The organism is Streptacidiphilus fuscans, assembly GCF_015690355.1.
Lineage (GTDB): Bacteria > Actinomycetota > Actinomycetes > Streptomycetales > Streptomycetaceae > Streptacidiphilus > Streptacidiphilus fuscans.
Map to the genome: position 1 here is coordinate 42,917 of NZ_JADPRT010000026.1, position 22,050 is coordinate 64,966.

Genomic DNA, 22,050 nt, shown 5'->3' on the forward strand with positions numbered 1-22,050 from the left:
ACGCGCCGCACACACCCGGCGCACGTCGCCCGCGACATGCGCCTCACCCTCCGACGCACCGTCCGGGCAGCCGTGCGGGCCACCGTGCGGACCACCATGCACGGTCGACATTCGGCAGCCGTTCAACACCCGTTCCAGCAGCGTTCGGCAGCGTCCCTCAGAGCAGCGCGAGCGCCTGCTCCAGGAGGTCGTCCAGCGGCGCCGCGGTGTCGCGGTCGAGCCAGTTCACGCGTGGATCCCGCCGGAACCACGACTCCTGACGCCGTGCGAAGCGCCGGGTGGCCCGGACGGTCTCCGCGCGGGCTTCGGCCTCCTCGTACTCGCCGTCGATCTGGGCCAGCGCCTGCTGGTAGCCGAGCGCGCGCGAGGCGGTGCGGCCCTCGCGGAGGCCCTGCCCGGCCAGCGTGCTGACCTCGTCCAGCAACCCGTCCTGCCACATCCGGTCGACGCGGAGCGCGATCCGCTCGTCCAGCTCGGGTCGCGAAAGCCGGACACCGATCTGCACGGCGTCGTAGACGGACTCGTGACCGGGCAGGTTGGCGGTGAACGGCAGGCCGGTGATCTCGACGACCTCCAACGCGCGGACGATCCGGCGGCCGTTGCTCGGCAGGATCACGCGTGCGGCCTCCGGGTCGACGGCGGCGAGGCGGGCGTGCAGCCCACCCGGGCCCTCGGTCTCCAGCTCCGCCTCCAGGCGGGCGCGGACCACGGGGTCGGTGCCGGGGAAGTCCAGTTCGTCGATGGCCGCGCGCACGTAGAGACCTGACCCGCCGACCAGGACGGGTGTGCGGCCCTGGGCGAGCAGGTCGTCGATGGTGGCGCGGGCCAGCCGCTGGTACTCGGCGACGCTCGCGGCCTCGGTGACGTCCCAGATGTCCAGCAGGTGGTGCGGCACGCCCTCGCGCTCGGCCATGGTGAGCTTCGCGGTGCCGATGTCCATGCCCCGGTAGAGCTGCATGGAGTCGGTGTTCACGACCTCCCCGCCCAGCTTGTGGGCGAGGGCGACGCCGAGGTCGGACTTTCCGACGGCCGTCGCACCGACGACCGCGATGACACGCGGGGCCGCGACGGGAGATGGGGACGAAGGACTGGTCACCCCCCTAGTCTGGCAAATCCCCGCACCGGAAATACCATATGGGGATAAATGGGCTGTATGCCCGATTTGGCGACCCGGGTCGGACGACCCGGCACACGGAACGGAGCGGTCATGGGCCTCACGGATTCCCTGAAGGGCGCGCTGGACCAGGCCTCCAAGAAGGCCACCGAGTACGCGGGCAGCCACAAGTCGCAAATCGGCGCAGGCCTCGACAAGGTCGGCGACATGGCCGACAAGGCCACCAAGGGCAAGTACCAGTCCCAGATCCACACAGGCCGGGACAAGGCCAAGGACGCCGTCAACAAGCTCGGCGGCCCGAAGGACACCATCCAGGGCGAGGCCACGGAGAAGCCCGCAGAGCCCGGGCAGACGGAGCAGACCGGCGAGGCCGGCGGGACCAACCCCTGATCAACTCAGGCGATCCAGTCAAGTGATCCGCTGAGGCGCGGGAAGCGACCTCGGACCCAGCGACCTCAGACCCACGAAGCGACAAAGTAGCCGACGCCGTACGGTGCGTCGTCGAAGAGCAGTCGGGCGGCGGAGATGGCAGAGCCCTCCGCCGCACCGCTGAGCACCTGCCAGGGCGCGCGACCCGACGCCATCAGGTCGAAGGCCAGCTCGGAGTCGAGCGGCGGCACCTCTCCCTCGGCCAGCCCCGCCGCAACGGCGGCGTCGAAGGGCTTGGCCCGCTCGTCCAGGTAGCCGGGGGCCTTGAGAGTCCGGCGGGCACTGCCTTCGCCCAGGATCAGTACGCCCACCCGTTCGGCGGAACGAGCAAGCTCCAGGCCGTTCTCACGGCAGAGCGCCTGCTCCAGGTAGTCGGGAACGGCGAGCCCGAAGGCCGGACCGTCCCAACCGGCCCGCTCCAGCAGCCAGGCCCCCACGGCGAGCGACGCCGGAAGCGTCTCGGACGCGTCGCCCTCGCCCAGGTCCATGGTCACGTCCACGCCGAAGCTGCGGAAGCCGCCGACTCCGCCGCGATCGAACATCCGGTGCTCGGCCCCCGGCCCCACGACCCAGATCCGCTCCGGCTTCGCCGCGAGGAGCACGGCCAGCGCCTCGTCGCAGGCGGCCCGCAGACCGTCCAACTCCGGCGCCGCCCCGACGGCGACCTCAGGCACGAGCAACGGCGGGCAGGGGCAGACGGCAGCGGCAACCAACATGCCTCAAGACCCTACCCGCAGGTTTTGCTCGCACAGACGGTTGCACCTCGTCAGGGGCGCGCAATGTCCCTCTCAGCGAGCGATCAGCAGGCGCAGCCCTTGGTCTCCGCCGTCGGGAGCGGCGCGGGCGCGCCGATCGTCGGGAGGCCCAGCATCACGCCGGCCGGCCTCGCCGCCTCCGCGGGAGCGGCCTGGCGGCGCTCCCAGGCGTCGCCCGCGCGCGTACGGCGGACCGCCAGTGCCGGGCCCTCCGCCAGGAGGTGGTGCGGGGCGGCGTACGTGATCTCGACCGTGACCATGTCGCCGGGACGGACCCGCTCCTCGGGACTCCCGCTGTGCTGGTCGTTCGTCCCTCGCAGGCTCGGGACGAAGTGCACGAGCCGGTTGTCGGGCGCGCGTCCGGACAGGCGCGCGGTGGCCTCGTCCTTGCGGCCCTCGCCCTCGGCGACGAGCACCTCCACAACCCGGCCGACCTGCTTCTTGTTCTCCTCCCAGGAGATCTGCTCCTGCAGCTCGACCAGCCGCTCGTAGCGGGCCTGGACGACCGCCTTGGGGATCTGGTTCTCCATCTCCGCCGCCGGCGTGCCCGGGCGCTTGGAGTACTGGAAGGTGAAGGCCTGCGCGAAGCGCGCCTGGCGGACGACCTCCAGCGTCTGCTCGAAATCCTCCTCGGTCTCGCCCGGGAAGCCGACGATGATGTCGGTGGTGATCGCCGCGTCCGGCATGGCGGCCCGGACCCGCTCGATGATGCCGAGGTACCGTTCCTGCCGGTACGAGCGGCGCATCGCGCGCAGCACGTCGTCGGAGCCGGACTGCAGCGGCATGTGCAGCTGGTGCATCACGTTCGGGGTCTCGGCCATGGCCGCGATCACGTCGTCGGTGAAGTCCTTGGGGTGCGGGGAGGTGAACCGGACCCGCTCCAGGCCCTCGATCTCGCCGCAGGCACGCAGCAGCTTGCCGAACGCCTGCCGGTCGCCGATGTCGGAGCCGTAGGCGTTGACGTTCTGGCCGAGCAGGGTGACCTCGACGACGCCCTCGTTCACCAGCGCCTCGACCTCGCCGAGGATCTCGCCGCTGCGGCGGTCCTTCTCCTTGCCGCGCAGGGCCGGGACGATGCAGAAGGTGCAGGTGTTGTTGCAGCCGACCGAGATCGAGACCCACGCGGCGTAGGCGGACTCACGGCGGGTGGGCAGCGTGGAGGGGAAGACCTCCAGCGACTCCAGGATCTCGACCTGGGCCTCCTCCTGGACCCGCGCGCGCTCCAGCAGCGCGGGGAGGTGACCGATGTTGTGGGTGCCGAAGACCACGTCGACCCAGGGGGCCTTCTTGACGATGGTCTCCCGGTCCTTCTGCGCCAGGCAGCCGCCGACGGCGATCTGCATGCCCGGACGCACCGCCTTCACCGAGGCCAGCCGGCCCAGGTTGCCGTAGAGCCGGTTGTCCGCGTTCTCGCGCACGGCACAGGTGTTGAACACGACCACGTCCGCGTCGCCGCCGTCGGCGGCCCGGACGTAACCGGCGTCCTCCAGCAGACCGGAGAGACGCTCGGAGTCGTGGACGTTCATCTGGCACCCGTAGGTGCGGATGTCGTACGTCTTGGAAGTGTCAGCGGAAGTTTCTGCGGTACCCACGCACCCAAGGGTACGGGCAGTGGAAACCCTCCAGATCCGCGCCGGGTCGGGCTCGGATCCGTCCACGTCCGACCGAGAACGGAGGGCTCCGGTCCGGTGGCGGAGCGCGTCCGAGGCGCGAACAGACCCTTGGCCCGGGAGCGCGCGGCTGGCAGGATCCCGGCATGTCCCGGACCCTGCTGCGCCGACTGCGCCTCCCGCTCGCCGTGGTGGTCGTCTGCGCGGTCGGCCTCGGCCTGTGGCTGGGGACCAGCGGCGGACCCGGGTATCCGACCGGCACGTTCCGGATGGCGACCGGCTCGCAGTCCGGCGTCTACGCGCTCTACGGCACGCTGCTCGACTCCGCCGTCCACTCGGAGCTGCCCGGCGTGGACCTGAAGCTGGACCCGACCGCGGGAGGGCCGGACAACCTGTCCCGGATCATCTCCGGCCAGGACGACTTCGGCATCGCCACGGCGGACGCGGTCTCCAACTACTCGGGCCCCGGCAAGTCGCAGCTCCGCGCGCTGGGCGAACTCTACGACGACTACGTGCAGTTGGTCGTCCCGACCGACTCGCCGATCCGATCGGTGGCCCAGCTGCGCGGCCATCGCGTCGGGACCGGTCAGGCGGACAGCGGCGTCGAGCTGATCGCCCGCCGGGTCCTCACCGTCACCGGGCTCACCCCCGGACGCGACCTGACCGCCGTGCCGCTCGGCATCGAGGACGCGCCCGCCGCACTGGAGGCGCACCGGATCGACGCCTTCTTCTGGTCCGGCGGCCTGCCGACCGGCGGCGTCACGCAGCTGATGCGGCAGGACCACGTCCGTCTGGTGCCGCTGGGCGGCCTGGCCGCGCAGATGGACCAGCTCGCGCAGAAGCAGGACGGGGGCACGGACGACATCCAGATCTACCGCACCTCGACCATCCCGGCCTCGGCCTATCCGGGCAGTCTGCCGGACAAACCGGTCTCCACCCTGGCGGTGGCCAACCTGATGGTCACCCGGGCCGACGTGCCCGACGCGCTGGTGGAGAGGATGACCGAAGTGATCATGAACAGCCGCGACAGCATCGGCCAACAGGTCCACGCCGCACAGCTGGTGGACATCCGCTCGGCCATCTACACCGACCCGTTGCCGCTGGCGGAGGGCGCCCGCCGGTACTACGTCTCGGTCAAGCCCTGAGCCTTCGGTTGTCCGCAGTTCCGGAGTTCCGGAGTTCGGCAGTTCCGCCGCGTCACAGCTCCCGGGCGAGTGCCTCGCCGAGAGCGGAGGGCAGGAACTTGACGGAGGCCTCCAGCAGGAGGGTCGCCTCGCTGCGCATCGCGCGGGCCAGTTCGGCGTCGACGGCTGCCTGGGCGAGCGGGCGCAGCCGGTGGACGGCCTCGGCAGCACGGGCCGCGTCCGCGTCGCTGAGCGGAGTCGGGCCGAGGTAGCGGGAGAAGACCTCGACCGCGCTGAACTGCACGAAACGGCGGGCGACATGGCGAATGTCGCGGCGCAGCTCCTCCAGGTGCGCGATGCTCGCTGCCAGCGGCACCCCGAGGTCGTAGAGCTGGGCCGCGACCTCCAGTTCGGCCGGGCTCGGCACGCGGTAGGCCTCGACGGGACATCTCTCGGCGTCGGCCTCAGCGTCGTCCGCACGCCCGCCGTGGTCCGCGTCCACGTCCGACTCCGCCGCTGCTTCCCGCTCCAACACGCCCAGGCGGAGGGCCGCGGCTATCGCCTCCGGGTCCTCGACGCCGCCGAAGCGGGCGCGCAGCTCGGCGCGGGTGATCCGGCCGGGCTTCTCGTCGCTCCAGGGCGCGGTCACCTCCGCCACCAGGCCGAGCACGCCGCCGAGGCCGCTGCCGTCCTCCCACGCGTCGAGGAGTTCCTTGATCCCGGCCAGGGTGTGGCCGCGGTCGAGCAGCCCGGCGATCAACTGCAGCCGCTCCAGGTGCGAGGCGTCGTAGACGTTCGCCCGGCCGCGGCGGTCGGCGCGCGGCAGCAGGCCGCGGTCCTGGTACGCGCGGACGTTGCGGACGGTGGTGCCGGCTGCCTGGGCCAGGTCGTCGATCAGGTACTCGTCGCGGGGCCGCGTCCGGGGCGCCGTGCCCATGGCGTCCATGGTGTCCATGGCGTCGTCCTCCACAGTGCCCGCAGCCTCTCTCCGGTGAGCCCCGGTGGTGAGCCGAGCTCAGCTCGCGCGCGCTTCCTTCACGTGATCCACGCGCTTGACCGACGGGATGCTACCCACCCGAACCTTGTCGACGAATTCGGCCACCCACTCCGCGACCTGCGCGGGCCGGGTGAGCGGCAGCCGGTCGCCCGCGTCGACCGTGCGGCGGTGCAGCACCGGGGTCCACCGGTCGATGTCCTGGTAGAGCCGCGAGGAGAGGTACGGGTCGTGTTCGGGCAGGACCACCTGCACCGGGACGTGCGCGAGGCGCTGCTCCAGGGGCTTCGGCGCACACGAGTACAGGCTCGCGCGGTAGAGCCAGGCCCCCTGTTCGGCGAGGGCCCACAGGTTGGCGGGCGTGGGGTGCCGCAGCCGGTCGCGGGCCCAGAGCGCGGCGTGGTCCAGGCAGGGACCGGAGATGCTGGTGAAGGAGGCCAGTCCGCCCTGGAGCCGGGGCGAGGTGACGAACTCCCAGCCCTGCGCCGAGCCCCAGCCGTGGCCGACCAGGTGGACCGGTCCGTAGGGGGCGAGTTCGTCGAGGACGGTGAGGAAGTCCTCCTCCAGCCGCGCGAGTGCGTAGTGACGGCGTCTCGGCGGCGGCGCGGAGGAGCGACCGGCGCCCCGGGTGTCGTAGGCGACGACGTGGTAGTCGGCGGCGAGCCGCGCCATGACCGGTTCCCAGACCTCACGGCAGTCGGGGTACCCGTGCAGGAACCAGAGGGTCGGTCGGACCGGATCGCCCGCCTCGACGACGGCCAGCTCCACGCCGTCGTCGGTGACGACGCGATGCTCCCGGGCGCCTTGGATCATGACCCTCCTCGTACGGGGCGGCGAGGCACGTTCCCAGCGATCATTCTCAGCGGTCAATGTGTCAGTGCTTGGTGGCGCGGTCAATGCTCCTGACAAACGATCACCGACCAGGACCGGCCTCCGCGCCGGGGAGGCTCAGCGTGACGGTCAGGCCGCGCGGGTGGTGCGGTTCAAAACCCAACACGCCGCCGTTGGCGGACAGCAGGGCGCGGGCGATCGAGAGGCCGAGGCCGGAGCCGTCGACGTTCTGGTGCCGTGGGCTGCGCCAGAACCGGTCGCCGATCCGGGCGAGCTCCTCCTCGTCCAGGCCCGGCCCGGAGTCGCTGACCCGCACCACCACCGCGCCGCACGCCGAGTCGGTCGCCGAGTCGGTCACTGAGTCGGTCGCGGCGACCTCGACGCGGACCGCCTGGCCGGGCGGCGTGAACTTGAGCGCGTTGTCCAGTACCGCGTCCAGCGCGCTGCCCAGGCCGACCGGTTCGGCCAGCGCGGCCAGCGGCGCGGGCGGGGGCGTCCACTCCAGCCGCACGCCACGCTCGTGCGCCAGCGCGAGCCAGCCCTCCACGCGCTCGGCCACCAGGGCGGCGACGTCCGTCGGTGCGACGACCGGGCCCGCGTTCTCGGCGCGGGCCAGTCCCAGCAGGTCGTCCAGCACCTGGGCCAGCCGGCGGCCCTCGACGCGGACCCCGGTGAGCTCGGCCTCGTGCCCCTCGGGGAGCTCCATGCCGAGCGCCTCGACCCGGAGCATCAGCGCGGCCAGCGGGTTGCGCAGCTGGTGCGAGGCGTCGGCGACGAAGGCCCGCTGTTGATCGAGCACCTCCTCGACGTGGTCCGCCATCTCGTTGAACGCCCGTGCCAGCCGCCGCAGTTCGGGCGGCCCTCCGGCGGGCGCGACGCGGGAGGCGAGACGCCCTGTGGCGATGTCGTGGGTGACCGTGTCCAGGTCGTGCACCGGTCGCAGCACCCAGCGGGTCAGCGCCACGGCCGCGCCGACCGCGAAGAGGATGGCCAGCGCCTCCCCGCCGATCAGCCAGAGCCAGCCGGAGAGGATCCGCGACCGCAGCGCGTCCGTCGGCGACTCGGTGACGATCACCGCGACCACGTCGCCGTCCCAGACCACCGGTGAGGCGATGACGAGTTGGTCACCCGCTCCCTCCCAGGGCCACGCCTGGGCCGGGTCGTGACTGCGGCGGCCGTCCAGTGCCTCGCGGAACGGGTCGGCGGAGAGCCCGGTGGCGGCGTTCTGCCAGGTGGTCGGATAGGCGTGCACGGCACGCCCGTTGAGGTCGAAGACCCCGGCCGCGATGCCGTAGACGTCGTGGTAGCGCCGCAGCTCCGCGTCGAGTTCGCGCTGCTGCTCGTCCGCGGTCGGACTGGCGGCCTGGCCGAAGGGGTTCTGGGCCAGCGCGGCGAAACGGGCGGCGTCGTCGATCCGGTCGACCACCACCACTTGCTGCTCGCCCTGCGCCTCGCTGGCCGCGAGCGGCACGCCGAGTGCGGTCAGCACCGCGACGAGCAGCGCGAGCAGGATGCCGAGCAGGCGGGTACGCATGGAGCGGCTGCCGCCTCAGTCCTGGACGAGGTGCGTGGGCACCGCCAGCTTGTAGCCGATGCCGCGCACCGTCTCGATCAGTCCGGGCAGGCCGAGCTTGCGCCGCAGCGACGCGACGTGGACCTCGAGCGACCGGGCGGTGCCGTCCCAACTGCTGTGCCACACCTCGCTGATGATCTGCTCGCGGCGGAAGACGACGCCGGGGCTCTGGGCGAGCAGCGTCAGCAGCTCGTACTCCTTGCGGGTGAGCGCGACGTCCTCGCCGCGCACCACCGCGCGCCGCGCCGCCTGATCCAGCTCCAGGCCGAAGGCCCGGCTGAGCATCGCGACCGGGTCCTCGGCCGGGGACTGCGACGTCGCGGCCCCCGGACGGGAGGCGCTGTCGCGCCGCGCCACGGCGTGGATCCGGGCGAGCAGCTCGCCCATGTCGTAGGGCTTGACGATGTAGTCGTCGGCGCCGATGTTCAGGCCGTGGATCCGGTCCCTGACCTCCGACCGGGCCGTCACCATGATCACCGGGATGCCGACGCGCCGCCGGATCTGGTCGCAGACCTCGAAGCCGTCGCGGTCGGGCAGGCCGAGGTCCAGCAGCACCACCCGGAACTGGGGACGACCGTCCGGCACCAGCGCGTCCAGCGCCTCGTTGCCCGAACGGGCGTGGCGCACCTCAAAACCGTGTTTGCCGAGCACCGTGACCAGTGCGGCGGCCACGTGCTCGTCGTCCTCGACGAGAAGCAGGCGCATCGGTCGATCCTCCGGATTCCGGTTGTGGTCCATTTCTCATACGCGTCCCGTGAGACGCATCCACTCCCAGATGGCGTCCCCGGGTCAAGGGGCAGAGGCGGACGCGCGGAGACCGTTACCGAGCTGCGATGATCACGCCGCACCGGGGCCGGGGCCGTGACGCACGCCGGGGTCGGGGCAGAACAGGGGCAGGTGGGGGCCGGGCGGGCTCAAGATCCTCAAATCCCCCTCAGAAGTGCACAGACAGTCCTCCGGGCACCGTAGAGTCGACCTGTCGGTCCGTACCCGGACGAGCCGGACACCGCCGACATCCTTCCCGCAGCACGGCAGCACCGCTCGACTGCACCGCCTGGAACACCGAAGGAGTCGGTCGACGATGACCCCCGCCGCACCGCAGCAGCCCGCGCTGCTGAGCGTGCGAGGCGTCAGCAAGCGCCACGGCATCGTCCAGTCCCTGGACGCGGTCGACCTGGAACTCCAGCGGGGAGAGGTGGTCGCGCTGGTCGGCCCGCCCGGCGCCGGGAAGACCACCCTGTGCCGGGCCCTCCACGGGACCGAATCCGTCGACTGCGGGGAGATCCTGCTGGACGGCGCTCCACTGACTACGCACGGGCGGGCGCGCCGTGCGGTCCAGGCGGACGTCGGGCTGGTGCCCTGCCCCGACGCACCGGAGCACGGCCCGCGCGTGCCGCGGCGCCGGAGTCCGGTGCTGCGCCGCACCGTGCTCGGCGAGCTGACCCGGGCGCAGGCACTCGACCCCAAGGTGCTGCTGGTCGACGAGCCGCCCGCGGCCCTGCACGACCTGACCAGGGAACTCACCCGCGAGCTGGCGAACGACGGTCTGGCCGTGCTGATCGTCACCGAGGAGCCGGACCTCGCCCACGACACCGCCGACCGCGTCCTCTTCATGAACGCCGGGCGCATCGTCGAGTCCGCTCCTCCGGCCGAGTTCTTCTCGGCCCCGCGCACCTCCCGCGCCCGTGACTTCGTCTCCCGGCTGCTGCGTCGCTGAGGGGCCCTGCGGACGGGTGAAGGATTCGAACATGATCGCGCATGCGTGTGAAGTGAACCGGCGTACGCCCAACGCTGCTTGACGGGGTAGTAGCTGATCTGGTGCATTTCCTTCTATGACTGGCCCCGCCCATTCCGGATCCGACCCTGTGATCATCGCCGGCGCCGGTCCCGTCGGCCTCGCGCTGGCGCTCGCGCTCGCCCGGCACCAGGTGCCGACCATCGTCGTCGACGAGGGCAGCGGGGTCTGTCCGGAGGGGTCCAGGTCGACGGTGCTGCGGGCCGACACCGTCGGCTTCCTGCAACGGATCGGGTACACGCGGGTGGTCGCGGACGGCCGGGGCTGGACCGCCTGGCGCACGCTGCGCCGCAACCGCGAACTGCTGGCCGTCCCGCTCCAGCCCGACGACGTGCTGCACCTGGCACACCACCGGCTGCTGCGCGGTCTGCGCGACGCCGTCTCCGCCACGCCGCTGGTCCAACTGATCACCGATTCCGCCGTGTTGGAACTGGAGCACGACGCCGACTCGGTCAGCGTGCACACCGAGCAGACCTGGCTGCGCGGCAGCCACCTGGTCGGCTGCGACGGCCCGCGGTCGACCGTCCGCAAGCGGCTGGGGCTGCGCTTCCCCGGCCGAGCCGCCGCCGACCACTACGCCCTGGCGACCGTCCGTGCCGACCTGCCGTTCCCCGGCGAGGCGCAGTTGCACCGCGACCCCCCGCGCGGCTCGGGTGGGCCGGGAGCGCGCGAGGTGACCGCGCGCCCCCTGCCTGACGGGGTGTGGCGGCTCGACTGGCGGCTACCGACGCGCGCGCCCGCGCTCACGCCCGACCAGCTGATCGAGCAGCTGCGCGCCAGCCTCTCCGCGTGGAACGGCGGCACCGTGCCGCCCTACGAGCTGATCTCCAACGCCGACTACGTGGTCCAGCAGCGTCTGTCGACCCGCTTCCAGGTGGGCCGGGTCTTCCTGGCCGGGGACGCCGCCCACGTGCTGGGCGCGCTCGGCATGCAGAACCTCGACGAGGGGCTGCGCGACGCCGACAACCTCGCCTGGAAGCTCGGCCTGGTCTGGCACGGCTGCGCACCCGAGCAATTGCTCACCACCTACCAGCAGGAGCGGCGCGGCGCGGTGATCGCCCGGCTGCGCGCGGTCGACCAGGCCATGCCGCTGCTCCAGCCCAGCACGCCGCTGCTCGAAGCCCGACGCAGCATCCTGTCCGGCTCGCTGCGCCGCAACGCGCCGCTGCTCTCCGACGGCAGCCTCGGCACCGGTCGGCTCGGCGGCGCGCCCGCCTACCCGGAGCGCTCCCGCCCGGCGCTGACGCCCGCGCTCGCCCCGACCAGCCCGGGCGTGCTGGTCCCCGACTTCACGGTGGTCACCGCCGACGGCACCAAGGACCGGCTGCGGGCGCGGCTGGGACGCGGCTTCCTGGTGGTGCTGGTGGCCCCCGGCACGGGGGTGTGGGCCAGCGAGCACTGGCTCGGCGCAGGCCTGATGCCCCAGCTGACCGAGGCGACCGAGGCCCTGCCGCTGCCGGCGGAACTCCTGGTCACCGAGGCCTATCCCGGTGCCGCGCCGCACACCGTGCTGCTGATCCGGCCGGACGGCCACCTGGTCGCCGCCCTGCACGGCTGCCGCCCCGAGGAGCTCTACGACCTCGCGGACCGGGCCCGCAGCGGCCCGGCCGACCTCCCCGCGCCACGCGGAGGCACGGCGGACGCCGACGAGTCCGGTGAAGGTAACGGCTCGGACGGCTCGGGCGGCTCCGGTGACGGGGGCACGTCCGGGCGCACTCCTGCACGCGAGCGACTGAGCGCCGGTCGCGCTTGACCGTCCCCCGGGCCCGTGCTCTACTCACGGCATGAGGATCATGAGTGGGTGGGCTGTCCGCAGCGCACGACCGGACGACGTCCGGTGCCCCCGCCTGTCCTGTATCCCGGGCTGACCTGACGCCCGGCCGGAGACGGACACTCCCCGCTCTCTCCACCGTCGTCACGGACGGCCCTTCACAGAGCCCCGCGCACTCCGCGTGCCCCGCGTGCCGCGACGTGGCCTGATGCTTCGCTGAACGCACGGCCGACGTGCCGTCGTCCTTCGGTGTTCCCTCACGCTCACCCCGCACGTCGCGCGCGCAACGGCTCTGCTTCGTCGCTTCGTCGTACCCGCAGTTCGCCGTACCCACAGGCCCGTTGACCGGTTCGTTCACCACCGACGCCCTTTGAGGACGCCCCATGCACGACTCCCTCGCGCCCGCACCAGCGGCGCGGACCTTGCCGACCCTCACCGACCTGCTCGACTTCGCGCGCACGGCCGCCGCCGATCCGGCCGTCACCGCCCGGCTGACGCTCCATCCGACGAAACGGACCTGGGTCAGCCTGGACGGGCCGGGCGGCAGCGAGGCGTGGGTGATCGGCTGGCCACCAGGCTCCGAGACCGGATGGCACGACCACGGCGGCTCCAGCGGAGCATTCGTCACGGCCAGCGGCCGGCTCAGCGAACTCTCCCTGGTGATGCCGCTGCCGACCAGCGGTTGGCGCAGCCTGGAGTTGGCGGACGGCGTCGACCGGCAGCGCACCCTCGGCCCCGGGGCCGGCCGCTCCTTCGGCCCCCACCACGTCCACCAGGTGATCAACCCCGCCACCGACCGGCACGCCGTCTCGGTGCACTGCTACTACCCGCCGCTGCCCGAACTGCGCCGCTACGCTCGGGCCGGTGACATCCTGCGGCTGGCGCGGGTCGAGGGGAGGACGGAGTGGTGAGCAGGCCGGGTATCGACGCCCTCCTGGAGCGGGAGCGGTCCCATCTGCACCGACTGACGCCACATCAGGCCGCCGACGCCGCAGCGCTGCAGGACGCGCTGCTCGTCGACATCCGCTACGCCGCCCTGCGCGACCGGGACGGCCTGATCCCGGGCGCGCTCGTCGTCGAACGCAACGAGCTCGAATGGCGGCTCGACCCGCTCTGCGATTACCGTGCACCGGAAGCGAGGCATGATCACGACCGCTTGGTCGTCGTGGTCTGCAACGAGGGCTACGCCTCTTCCCTCGCCGCCCGCTCCCTGCACGCGCTCGGCCTGCACCGGGCCACCGACCTGATCGGCGGCTTCCAGGCGTGGGCCGCCGCCGGACTGCCGGTGATCTCCCCCACCCCGGACGCTGCAGACGTGCCACGGGCCGACGTGTAGCGTGCCAAGGGTGACCAGCACTCCCACCGCGCTCATCGGCCCCTCCGACATCGACGCGGCGGCGGACCGCATCGCCGGGCGGGTGCGCCCGCTCGCGCTGGCCGAGGCCGCACCGGGTGCGTTCTGCCCGCCCGGCTCCGACACCACAGTCCTGCTGGCACTGGAGTTCCTGCAGTACGCCGGCACCTTCAAGGCCCGGGGCGCGGCCAACCTCGCCGCCTTCCACCAGGACGCGGGCACCATGCCGGAGGCGGGCATCACCATCGCCTCCGGCGGCAACGCGGGTCTGGCCTGCGCCTGGGCGGCGCGGGCCACCGGAACCAGGGCAACGGTCTTCGTGCCGGTCACCGCGCCCGCGGTCAAGGTCGCCAAGCTGCACGAGTACGGCGCGGAGGTGCGCCAGGTCGGCACCGAGTACGCGGAGGCGCTGGCCGCCTCGGTCGAGTACGCCGAGAAGACAGGTGCGTTGCTCTCCCACGCCTACGACAACCCACTGATCGCGGCGGGCGCGGGCACCCTGACCCGGGAACTGCTCGCGGCCGCGCCCGACGTCGACACCGTCGTCGTCTCCGTCGGCGGAGGCGGCCTCTTCTCCGGGACCGCCGCTGCTGCCGCGATAGCGGCGGCCGACCGGGGGCTGCGCGTTCTCGCGGTCGAGCCGGAGAACTGCCGGGCCCTCAACGCGGCGATCGAGGCGGGCGGCCCGGTCGATGTCACCGTCGACTCCGTCGCCGCGGACGCACTCGGCGCCCGCCGGGTCTCCCGCATGGCCTTCGAGCTGGCCAACCGGCCCTATGTGTCGAGCGTCCTGGTCAGCGACGCCGACATCGTCGCCGCGCGTCGGGCACTCTGGTCCACCCACCGGCTCGCGGTCGAGCACGCTGCGGCGGCTGCCCTGGCGGCGCTCACCAGCGGCGTACACACCCCCGCCCCCGGCGAGAAGATCGCCGTCATCCTCTGCGGTGCCAACACCGACCCGAGCGACCTGGCCTGACGCGCCTTCGGCCGCAGAGGCGCAGGCTCACCGCGCGAAGCTGGTGGCCCTGCTCTCGCGGATCACCGTGATCCGGATCTGGCCCGGATAGGTCAGCTCCGCCTCGACCTCGCGGGCCACGTCCTTGGCGATGACCTGTGCCTGGATGTCGTCCACCGCCTCCGGGAGGACCATCACCCGGACCTCGCGCCCGGCCTGCATCGCGTAGACCTTGGTCACGCCCTCGTGGCGGCGGGCGATCTGCTCCAGCTTCTCCATCCGGCGGGCGTGCAGCTCCACCGACTCGCGCCGCGCGCCCGGGCGTCCCCCGGAGCAGGCGTCCGCCGCCTGGGTCAGCACCGCCTCGATCGTCTGCGGCTCGACCTCGTTGTGGTGCGCGGCGACGGCATGCACCACCTCCTCCGACTCGCCGTAACGGCGGACGAGTTCCGCGCCGATCATCGCGTGGCTGCCCTCCGTCACCGCTGCCCCGCCGACCGGTTGCGCGGCGACGGTGACCGCCTTCCCTATGTCGTGCAGCAACGTGCAGCGCTTGACCAGGACCGGGTCGACCTGCAACTCCGCCGCCATCATTCCGGCGATGTGGGCGGACTCGACCAGATGGCCCAGCACGTTCTGGCCGTAGGAAGTCCGGTAGCGCAACCGCCCCAGCAGGCGCAGCAGTTCGGGGTGGAGCTCGTCCACGCCCACCTCGGCGACCGCGTCCTGCGCGGCGGCGGCGCAGAGCCGCTCCACCTGCAGTTGGTTGCGCTCGTGGGCGTCCTCGATCCGCTGCGGGTGGATCCGGCCGTCGGCGATCAGCTCCTCCAGCGTCAGCCGGGCCACCTCGCGGCGGACCGGGTCGAAGCAGGAGAGCAGCACCGACTCCGGGGTGTCGTCGATCACCAGATTGACGCCGGTCACCGCCTCGAAGGAACGGATGTTGCGGCCTTCGCGGCCGATGATCCGGCCCTTCATCTCCTCGTTCGGCAGTCGGAGCGCGGTCACCACGGAATCCGCCGTCTGCCGCGCCGCCAGGCGCTGCACCGCCGACGCGACGATCTCCCTGGCCCGGGCCTCCCCCTCGGCGCGCGCCTGGCGTTCGAGCTCACGGACCGTCAGCACGGCCTCCCGCTTGGCCTGCTGCTCGATCGCGTGGATCAGCTCGGCACGGGCCTCCGCCGCGCTCAGCCCGGCGGCGTGTTCCAAGGTCCGGCGTCGTTCCGCACCCAGCTCCTCGGTGCGGACCGCCAGTTCGGCCGCGGCCTGGGCCGCCTCGCGCTCACGCTCGTGCAGACGGCGCTGCTCGGCGTCGAGCCGGACCTCCCGCTCGGCGTTGCGCTGCTCCCTGCGCTCCAGCTCGGCGGCGCGTTCCCGTGCACCGCGCAGCAGTTGGCGTACCGCCAGAGTGGCGACCAGCACCAGGATCAACCCGAGCGACAGCGAGAGCAGCGGAACCGCGTCCGTGGTGCCCAATGCCAGATCCATCGGCCCTCCCCGTCCGGGCGCGGGAGCACGCCGCGATCACGGTGCGATCTCGGTGCGAGGTGAGCAGAGGCCCCTCATCGCTCATGGCGAGGCTAGGTGGGTGTTACGAAACGGTCAAGATGGCGACCATTCCGGACCTCGCCGGGCAAATGCTTCGCACCGTCACGACCGTTGGGGTATCGGGAAGTTGGGCCACCCACGGGCCGCTCACTCCATCGACTCCAGGTCGAAAGTCTCCGGACCGGACTGCTCCGGATCGAACGACTCCGCGTCGAGCGCCGAGCGGACCACGCGCAGGGCGAGGCCCTCCGGGTAGCCGCGTCGGGCCAGCATGCCTGCCAGGCGACGCAGCCGGACCTGGCGCTCCAGCCCGGCCGTGGAGCGAAGCTTGCGCTCCACCAGACGTCGGGCCGCCGCCTCCTCGTCCTCCGGTTCGACCTGGGCCACGGCGCGCTGCACCAGGTCGCCCGCCACACCCTTGGCCCGCAGTTCGCTGGCCAACGCCCGTCGAGCCAGGCCTCGATGGCGCTGCCGCTGCTCCACCCACGCCTCGGCATAGGCGGCGTCGTCGATCAGGCCGACCTGCTCCAGCCGGTCGAGGACCTCCTCGGCCACCTCGTCCGGGATCTCCTTACGCCGCAGGGCATCCGCCAACTGCCGCCGGGTGCGTGCGGACCCGGTGAGCTGCCGGAGGCAGATGTCCCGTGCCCGCGCGGCGGGATCGGTGACCTCCGCGCGCGACTCGTTCCCCTCGTCGTCCTCGCCGCGTTCGCGCCGCTTGCGCCCGCCACGCCTGCGCGTCCTGGCGGCGACCGCCGGTGTCGGCTCGGTGGCGAAGGGCGCAGGGCTCGGATCCGTCTCCGGACCCGCAAGGTTCTCCTGCTGCTCCTCCTCGCCACCGATGCCGTTGGCACACCAGTCGCGCGGCCCCCAGGCGCTGTCGCTGCTCACCGGGCTCAGGCCTTGGCCTCCACCGGGACGGCCTCCGCGGCGGGCTTCGCCGGGACGGCGTCGGCGGCAGCGGCCTTCGCCTTGGAGCCCCGGGCGGCCGGCGTCTTGGCGGCGGCCGGAGCGGCAGCCTCGGCCACGACGGGCGCGGCGGTCTCTGCGACGTCGAGCTTCGGGCCGATGCCCAGCTTCTCCTTGATCTTCTTCTCGACCTCGTCGGCGAGGTCCGGGTTGTCCCGCAGGAAGTTGCGGGCGTTCTCCTTGCCCTGGCCGAGCTGGTCGCCCTCGTAGGTGTACCAGGCGCCCGACTTGCGGATGAAGCCGTGCTCCACGCCCATGTCGATCAGGCTGCCCTCGCGGCTGATGCCCTGGCCGTAGATGATGTCGAACTCGGCCTGCTTGAACGGCGAGGCGACCTTGTTCTTGACGACCTTGACGCGGGTGCGGTTACCGACCGCCTCCGTGCCGTCCTTGAGGGTCTCGATCCGGCGGATGTCGAGACGGACCGAGGCGTAGAACTTCAGCGCGCGGCCACCGGTCGTGGTCTCCGGCGAGCCGAACATCACGCCGACCTTCTCACGGAGCTGGTTGATGAAGATCGCGGTGCACTTCGTCTGGTTGAGCGCACCGGTGATCTTGCGCAGCGCCTGGCTCATCAGTCGGGCCTGGAGGCCGACGTGCGAGTCACCCATCTCGCCCTCGATCTCGGCGCGCGGCACCAGGGCGGCCACGGAGTCGATGACGATGAGGTCGACGGCGCCGGAGCGGATCAGCATGTCCGTGATCTCCAGCGCCTGCTCACCCGTGTCGGGCTGGGAGACCAGCAGCGCGTCGGTGTCGACGCCGAGCTTCTTGGCGTACTCCGGGTCGAGCGCGTGCTCGGCGTCGACGAAGGCGACGATGCCGCCGGCCTTCTGCGCGTTGGCCACGGCGTGCAGGGTGAGCGTGGTCTTACCGCTGGACTCCGGGCCGTAGACCTCGACCACACGACCGCGCGGCAGACCGCCGACCCCGAGGGCGACGTCGAGCGCGATCGAACCTGTGGGGATCACCTCGATCGGAGCCCGCGCCTCGTCGCCGAGACGCATGACGGAGCCCTTGCCGAACTGTCGCTCGATCTGGGCGAGGGCTGTCTCGAGAGCCCGCTCGCGGTCGTTCGCTGCCATGGGTGCCACCTTGGGGGTCTGTGCTGAACGCTTCATCACCGAAGACGCTAGCGCGCACCACTGACAAACAGCCCTCCGTGAGCGCAGCCTGTGGATAACGTGCCGGATTCAGTATAGGGAACTATAGGGAACGTGCGTTCGATTCTTGCACTCCGCCACGCCGCCCGCCCCTGACCTGCTACTGTCCCCGCCGACTTCCTCGATGGTGTCTTCGGAGTTGTCCTCGGAGTTCTCCTCCGTGCTCTCTAGAACGACTGGTCGACGATTCGGTCACGCGACGCAGAAACCCGGCAGGGCCCTCGCCTCAGACCTCCTCGTCAGACCTCCTCGTCGGTCTCGTAGGGGAAGCGCGCCGACGGCGCCTCCTGCGCGAAGAAGGTCTTGGCGCGGACCATCGCCCGCTCGTCGTCCAGCACCTGCCCGGGACGGCTGCCGTTGCCGAGCAGGACGCCGCCGAAGCGCATGCCCATGTACGCCGCACTGTGGTTGAGGGACAGCACCAGCGGCTGGGCGACCTCCTCCTCGGCGTGGGCCAGCGCGGTCACGCCCCACAGCGTGCGACCGGCCATCCGGTCCTTGAAGCCGGGCTCCGGCGTACTCAACCACCGGGACCAGTAGTCGAGGTAGCGCTTGGCGTAGGCGGAGAGCGAGTACCAGTACAGCGGCGAGACGATCACCACGTCCGTCGCGGCCAGCGTCGCCTGCCGCAGCAGTTCCTCGTGCTCCTGCTCCGGCCAGCCCGCGTCGTCGTGCCGGGTGTCCCGGAAGTCCGGCAGGCGCAGCTCGGCGAGGTCCAGCCAACGCCGCTCGGTCCCGGCCGGCAGCTGCTCCGCCGCGCGGCGGGCGAGCAACTCGGTGTTGCCGTCCGGCCGGGCGCTGGCGAGAAGGAAGAGGAACGAACGGGACACGGACGACTCCGTCGGTCGGGGCGCGTCCCCGCCCGCCGCTGAGCGCAGGGCTGTCAGGGCGACGGTCGGGGGCGGCCGTGCGGATCGGCGATCGAGCGATGCGTGATCGCCTGCACCGACCGCAACCCCGGCTTCACGGCCCGATATTCCGCGGCGTCGCGGACTACTGCCGTGACGCGGGCACCCCCATCGACGCGCAGACGACCCGCCACACGTCCTTGGCCTCCCAGCCCGCGTCCAGCGCCTCGCGGACGGTCCGGCCACCGAGCCCGCTCATCACGTGGTCGGTCGCGAAGCTCTCCGCGTAGGCCTCACCGAAGTGGGCGTACATCCTCTTCCAGAACTCGGTCAGACGCATGTGCCCAGTATCCGTCACCGCCCGGGGGACGCCCGGGGCCCGCCCCGGGCGCGAGCGGGGCCCGCCCGGAAGGTCAGCCCGGCTCGGTCGGACGCAGTTCGTGCAGCGTGAACGCCGTCAGCATCACCGCGTAGCCGCGCGGCGAGGTGACGTCGACGCCGGTCAGCTCGCCGGCGCGGGCCAGTCGGTTGTCGACCGTGTTCGGATGCAGACCGAGCTCGCGGGCCGTGCCGCGCCGGTCCTGCTGCAGGTCGAGGTAGACCCGGAGCGTGTCGAGCAGCTCCGGACGGTCGGCCAAGGGGGCCAGCAGTCCGGCCAGCGCGGAGCTGCTCTCGTCGCCCCGGGACAGGTGGTACTCCAACAGGACGTCGTCGAGCCGGTAGTGACCGGGCTTCCGGCCGAGCGCCCGGACCAGGCGGAGCACCTCGACGGCGGTCCGCCCGGCCGCGGCGATCCGCGCCGGATCCTCGGCGACGGCAGCGGCCACCCACACGTCGGACCCGCAGGCCTCACCGATTCGCTCGCCCAACCCCTCGGGCACCCCTTCGGGCGGCGCGCCTGAAGCCTGCCCGCGCGGGACGAGTGCCCGGCCGCCCTCCGCCTCGACGACGGCCAACACCTCGGGCCCGAAGGCCCGTTCCAGCACGGTCTGGACACGCCGTGTCCACCGCCCCAGAGCGATCGGCCGCTCGGCCGAGGGCTCCCGGGACGGAGCTGTAGCGAAGGCCACCACCAGCGCTCCGCGTGCCAGCCCGTTCTCCTCGATCCGGCCGGGCAGCACCGGGAATCCGGCCAGCAGCGCACGGGCGAGGGTGCGACGCGCCTCCCGCCGCTCCGCCGTCAGCGCCGACTGCTCGTCCAGGTACGTCTCCGCGACCACGCCGATCAACCGGGACTGGGTGCTGAGGAGCAGGTCCGCGAGCTCCGCCAGGGCCGCCTCGTCCCCCGGCCCGGCCTCCTCGCGCAGTGCGGCGAAGAGCGCATGCTGGCTCACCAGGTGGATGCGGAGCAGCAGTTGGAGCGGCATCCCCTCCTCCGCGCGCTGGGCGGCGCGTTCCCGGAAGAGCCGGAACTCCTCCGGCAGCCCGGCCCGCCCCTCTCGGACGACGGTGAAGAAGAGCCGGAGGCCGTGCCGGACGGTGGCGGCCATCTCGGTGTGCTTCACGTCCTCCGGCAGGTCCCGGTACGCGGAGAGGACGGCGAAGTCCGCGCCGGTGATCCGGCGCGCGAGCTCGTTGACGCGCGGCTCACAACGCGCCGCGAGGGCACGGGCCCGTTCCGACAGGGCGGCAGCCGCGACGGCGTCCCGCTCCCGGTCGCGTTCCATCCGCACCTCCCGTCGCTGCTCGCCCCACACATGGGGCTGCGGCTGTGACGGATCACAGTATCCGTCGACTGCCGTTGTGACGCGCTCCGTTGTCCCAGGCCGTGGCCACGGCGCAGACTCCTGGATCACCGGCCCCGGCAATCACCGCCCTGGTCCCGTCGCTCTCCCGGAGGTTCGCCCGTGACCACTGTCTCCTCGGGCGGGGCGGGCAAGCCGACAGCCGCGCCGGGCACCGGCAGGGCGGGTGGCCCGGCGAGCTCGGGGGCGTGGCGGGCGACCTGGTTGCTGCTGGCCTTCATGCTGATCAACTTCGCGGACAAGACCGTGCTCGGTCTGGCCGCGACGCCGATGATGCACGACCTGCACATCACCCACGCCCAGTACGGACAGGCCGCGGCCGCGTTCTTCGCGCTGTTCAGCCTGGCGGCGCTGGGTGTCTCGGCGCTCACCCGACGGGTCAGCACGACCAGGCTGCTGCTGGTGATGGCGGTGCTGTGGTCGGCGGCGCAACTGCCCATGCTGGTCGGCGGCGCGGGCTTCGGCGTCCTGGTCGGCACCCGGGTCCTGCTCGGAGCCGCCGAAGGCCCCGCGTTCCCGGTGGCGACCCACAGCCTCTACACCTGGTTCGCCGACCGGGACCGCAGCCTGCCCACATCGGTGCTGGCGCTCGGTTCCGGGGCGGGTGTGGCGATCGCCGCGCCCGTGCTGACGGCCGTGATCACCCACGCCGGCTGGCGCTGGGGCTTCGGCGTGGTGGGCATCGCGGGCTTGCTCTGGGCGGCGCTCTGGTGCCGGTTCGGGCAGGAGGGCCCGGAACAGATCCGCGACACGGCGGTCGCCGAGACCCCGCAGATCTCTCCTGTTCCGCACGTCCGGCCCGCCCCGCACGCCCGGCCCGTCCCGCATGTCCCGCTGCGGCGGATCCTGCTGACCGGGACCTGGATCGCCTCCGCCCTGGCTGCCTTCGCCGCCTACTGGCAGACCACGTCGGCTCTGACCTGGGGCGCGGACTACCTGCGCACGGTGCTCGGCATGACAACCGATCAGGCTGGGCTGGTCACCATGGGCGCGGGACTCACCTCGACACTGGTCCTGCTGGTCTTCGGCGTCGCCGCGCAGCGCGCCCGGCGGGCGGGTGGCAGCATCGCACGGCTCGCCCCTTGGGCGGGCGGGGCGGCGGTGGTCGCGGGCCTCGCGCTGGCCGCCTTCGCCGTCGTCGGCTCGCATGCCGCGAAGGTGGCGCTGACGGTCGGGCCCTGCACGCTGTCGGTGGTGATCCTGGTGATCTCCCAGGCCGCCTGTGCCCGGATCGCCCCGGCCCAGCAGCGCGGCGTCGTGCTCGGAGCGCTGGCCTTCGTCTACTCGCTGGCAGGCGTGCTCGCGCCGCTGGTGGTGGGCCAGTTGACGACAGGGGTGCACCTGGTCTCCGGCTACCGCACCGGTTATCTGCTCACCGCGGCCATGGTCGCCGTGTCGGGCGTGCTGGTCGCCCTGCTGGTCCGCCCGGAGCGGGACGCCGCGCGTCTGGGCATCGGACCGCAGTAGCGCCG

The 22,050-nt window shown here is 72.4% G+C and carries 21 protein-coding genes; 8 read left to right on the top strand and 13 right to left on the bottom strand.

Annotation, left to right across the window (positions count from 1 at the left end; genetic code table 11):
* Nucleotides 1-157: 157 nt before the first annotated feature.
* Nucleotides 158-1,096 carry a tRNA (adenosine(37)-N6)-dimethylallyltransferase MiaA gene (gene miaA, locus I2501_RS37785; RefSeq protein ID WP_196198623.1) on the bottom strand — a complete coding sequence of 313 codons (939 nt, stop codon included), beginning with the start codon at nucleotides 1,094-1,096 and terminating at the stop codon, nucleotides 158-160.
* Between the two features lie 111 nt (nucleotides 1,097-1,207).
* Here miaA and I2501_RS37790 point away from each other — a divergent pair, with 111 nt between their 5' ends.
* Nucleotides 1,208-1,504 carry an antitoxin gene (locus I2501_RS37790; RefSeq protein ID WP_196198624.1) on the top strand — a complete coding sequence of 99 codons (297 nt, stop codon included), beginning with the start codon at nucleotides 1,208-1,210 and terminating at the stop codon, nucleotides 1,502-1,504.
* 65 nt (nucleotides 1,505-1,569) lie between these two features.
* Here the strand turns inward: I2501_RS37790 and I2501_RS37795 are convergent, their stop codons facing one another.
* Together I2501_RS37795 and miaB are read right to left on the bottom strand one after the other, a co-directional pair.
* A complete protein-coding gene (locus tag I2501_RS37795) occupies nucleotides 1,570-2,259 on the bottom strand; it encodes a class III extradiol dioxygenase subunit B-like domain-containing protein (RefSeq protein WP_196198625.1) in 690 nt (229 codons plus the stop codon).
* Nucleotides 2,260-2,342: 83 nt separating this feature from the next.
* Complete coding sequence (miaB, locus tag I2501_RS37800) at nucleotides 2,343-3,890, bottom strand: tRNA (N6-isopentenyl adenosine(37)-C2)-methylthiotransferase MiaB (protein ID WP_196198626.1); 1,548 nt, start codon at nucleotides 3,888-3,890, stop codon at nucleotides 2,343-2,345.
* Between the two features lie 164 nt (nucleotides 3,891-4,054).
* Between miaB and I2501_RS37805 the strand changes: the two genes are divergently transcribed.
* Nucleotides 4,055-5,053: a TAXI family TRAP transporter solute-binding subunit gene (locus I2501_RS37805; protein ID WP_196198627.1), complete on the top strand. Its 999-nt coding sequence runs from the start codon at nucleotides 4,055-4,057 to the stop codon at nucleotides 5,051-5,053.
* A 52-nt stretch (nucleotides 5,054-5,105) separates the two neighbouring features.
* On the opposite strand, the gene I2501_RS37810 is transcribed toward I2501_RS37805, so the two are convergent.
* The 4 genes from I2501_RS37810 to I2501_RS37825 all read right to left on the bottom strand — a co-directional run bounded on the left by I2501_RS37810 (nucleotide 5,106) and on the right by I2501_RS37825 (nucleotide 9,135).
* Nucleotides 5,106-5,987 carry a MerR family transcriptional regulator gene (locus I2501_RS37810; RefSeq protein ID WP_236048004.1) on the bottom strand — a complete coding sequence of 294 codons (882 nt, stop codon included), beginning with the start codon at nucleotides 5,985-5,987 and terminating at the stop codon, nucleotides 5,106-5,108.
* Nucleotides 5,988-6,047: 60 nt separating this feature from the next.
* Nucleotides 6,048-6,839, bottom strand: a complete 792-nt coding sequence (locus tag I2501_RS37815) for an alpha/beta fold hydrolase (protein ID WP_196198628.1) — start codon at nucleotides 6,837-6,839, stop codon at nucleotides 6,048-6,050.
* A 100-nt stretch (nucleotides 6,840-6,939) separates the two neighbouring features.
* Nucleotides 6,940-8,391: a sensor histidine kinase gene (locus I2501_RS37820; protein ID WP_196198629.1), complete on the bottom strand. Its 1,452-nt coding sequence runs from the start codon at nucleotides 8,389-8,391 to the stop codon at nucleotides 6,940-6,942.
* Nucleotides 8,392-8,406: 15 nt separating this feature from the next.
* Entirely contained in the window at nucleotides 8,407-9,135 is a 729-nt protein-coding gene (locus tag I2501_RS37825; protein WP_196198630.1) for a response regulator transcription factor, read from the bottom strand.
* A 376-nt stretch (nucleotides 9,136-9,511) separates the two neighbouring features.
* Between I2501_RS37825 and I2501_RS37830 the strand changes: the two genes are divergently transcribed.
* The 5 genes from I2501_RS37830 to I2501_RS37850 all read left to right on the top strand — a co-directional run bounded on the left by I2501_RS37830 (nucleotide 9,512) and on the right by I2501_RS37850 (nucleotide 14,326).
* On the top strand, nucleotides 9,512-10,147 hold the full coding sequence (locus tag I2501_RS37830; RefSeq protein ID WP_196198631.1) for an ATP-binding cassette domain-containing protein: 636 nt from the start codon (nucleotides 9,512-9,514) through the stop codon (nucleotides 10,145-10,147).
* A 148-nt stretch (nucleotides 10,148-10,295) separates the two neighbouring features.
* Complete coding sequence (locus I2501_RS37835; RefSeq protein ID WP_328806884.1) at nucleotides 10,296-11,978, top strand: FAD-dependent monooxygenase; 1,683 nt, start codon at nucleotides 10,296-10,298, stop codon at nucleotides 11,976-11,978.
* A 401-nt stretch (nucleotides 11,979-12,379) separates the two neighbouring features.
* Nucleotides 12,380-12,907, top strand: a complete 528-nt coding sequence (locus I2501_RS37840) for a cupin domain-containing protein (RefSeq protein WP_196198633.1) — start codon at nucleotides 12,380-12,382, stop codon at nucleotides 12,905-12,907.
* The gene (locus tag I2501_RS37845; RefSeq protein ID WP_196198634.1) at nucleotides 12,904-13,332 is read left to right on the top strand and encodes a rhodanese-like domain-containing protein; all 429 of its coding nucleotides are present in this window, start codon (nucleotides 12,904-12,906) and stop codon (nucleotides 13,330-13,332) included. Before I2501_RS37840 ends, I2501_RS37845 begins: the two co-directional genes overlap by 4 nt.
* 1 nt (nucleotide 13,333) lies before the next feature.
* Complete coding sequence (locus tag I2501_RS37850) at nucleotides 13,334-14,326, top strand: serine/threonine dehydratase (protein WP_196198635.1); 993 nt, start codon at nucleotides 13,334-13,336, stop codon at nucleotides 14,324-14,326.
* A 27-nt stretch (nucleotides 14,327-14,353) separates the two neighbouring features.
* On the opposite strand, the gene rny is transcribed toward I2501_RS37850, so the two are convergent.
* The 6 genes from rny to I2501_RS37880 all read right to left on the bottom strand — a co-directional run bounded on the left by rny (nucleotide 14,354) and on the right by I2501_RS37880 (nucleotide 20,500).
* Nucleotides 14,354-15,793 carry a ribonuclease Y gene (gene rny / locus I2501_RS37855; RefSeq protein ID WP_196198636.1) on the bottom strand — a complete coding sequence of 480 codons (1,440 nt, stop codon included), beginning with the start codon at nucleotides 15,791-15,793 and terminating at the stop codon, nucleotides 14,354-14,356.
* Between the two features lie 207 nt (nucleotides 15,794-16,000).
* Nucleotides 16,001-16,744: a regulatory protein RecX gene (locus tag I2501_RS37860; RefSeq protein WP_196198637.1), complete on the bottom strand. Its 744-nt coding sequence runs from the start codon at nucleotides 16,742-16,744 to the stop codon at nucleotides 16,001-16,003.
* 5 nt (nucleotides 16,745-16,749) lie between these two features.
* Nucleotides 16,750-17,907 carry a recombinase RecA gene (gene recA, locus I2501_RS37865; RefSeq protein ID WP_196198638.1) on the bottom strand — a complete coding sequence of 386 codons (1,158 nt, stop codon included), beginning with the start codon at nucleotides 17,905-17,907 and terminating at the stop codon, nucleotides 16,750-16,752.
* Between the two features lie 317 nt (nucleotides 17,908-18,224).
* Nucleotides 18,225-18,815: a flavodoxin family protein gene (locus tag I2501_RS37870; RefSeq protein WP_196198639.1), complete on the bottom strand. Its 591-nt coding sequence runs from the start codon at nucleotides 18,813-18,815 to the stop codon at nucleotides 18,225-18,227.
* A 163-nt stretch (nucleotides 18,816-18,978) separates the two neighbouring features.
* On the bottom strand, nucleotides 18,979-19,173 hold the full coding sequence (locus I2501_RS37875; RefSeq protein WP_196198640.1) for a DUF3046 domain-containing protein: 195 nt from the start codon (nucleotides 19,171-19,173) through the stop codon (nucleotides 18,979-18,981).
* A 73-nt stretch (nucleotides 19,174-19,246) separates the two neighbouring features.
* Nucleotides 19,247-20,500 (bottom strand): PucR family transcriptional regulator, encoded by a 1,254-nt coding sequence (locus tag I2501_RS37880; protein ID WP_196198641.1) that lies wholly within the window; start codon nucleotides 20,498-20,500, stop codon nucleotides 19,247-19,249.
* Between the two features lie 180 nt (nucleotides 20,501-20,680).
* On the opposite strand from I2501_RS37880, the gene I2501_RS37885 reads away from it, so the two are divergent.
* Complete coding sequence (locus I2501_RS37885; protein WP_196198642.1) at nucleotides 20,681-22,045, top strand: MFS transporter; 1,365 nt, start codon at nucleotides 20,681-20,683, stop codon at nucleotides 22,043-22,045.
* The last annotated feature ends 5 nt before the right edge of the window (nucleotides 22,046-22,050 follow it).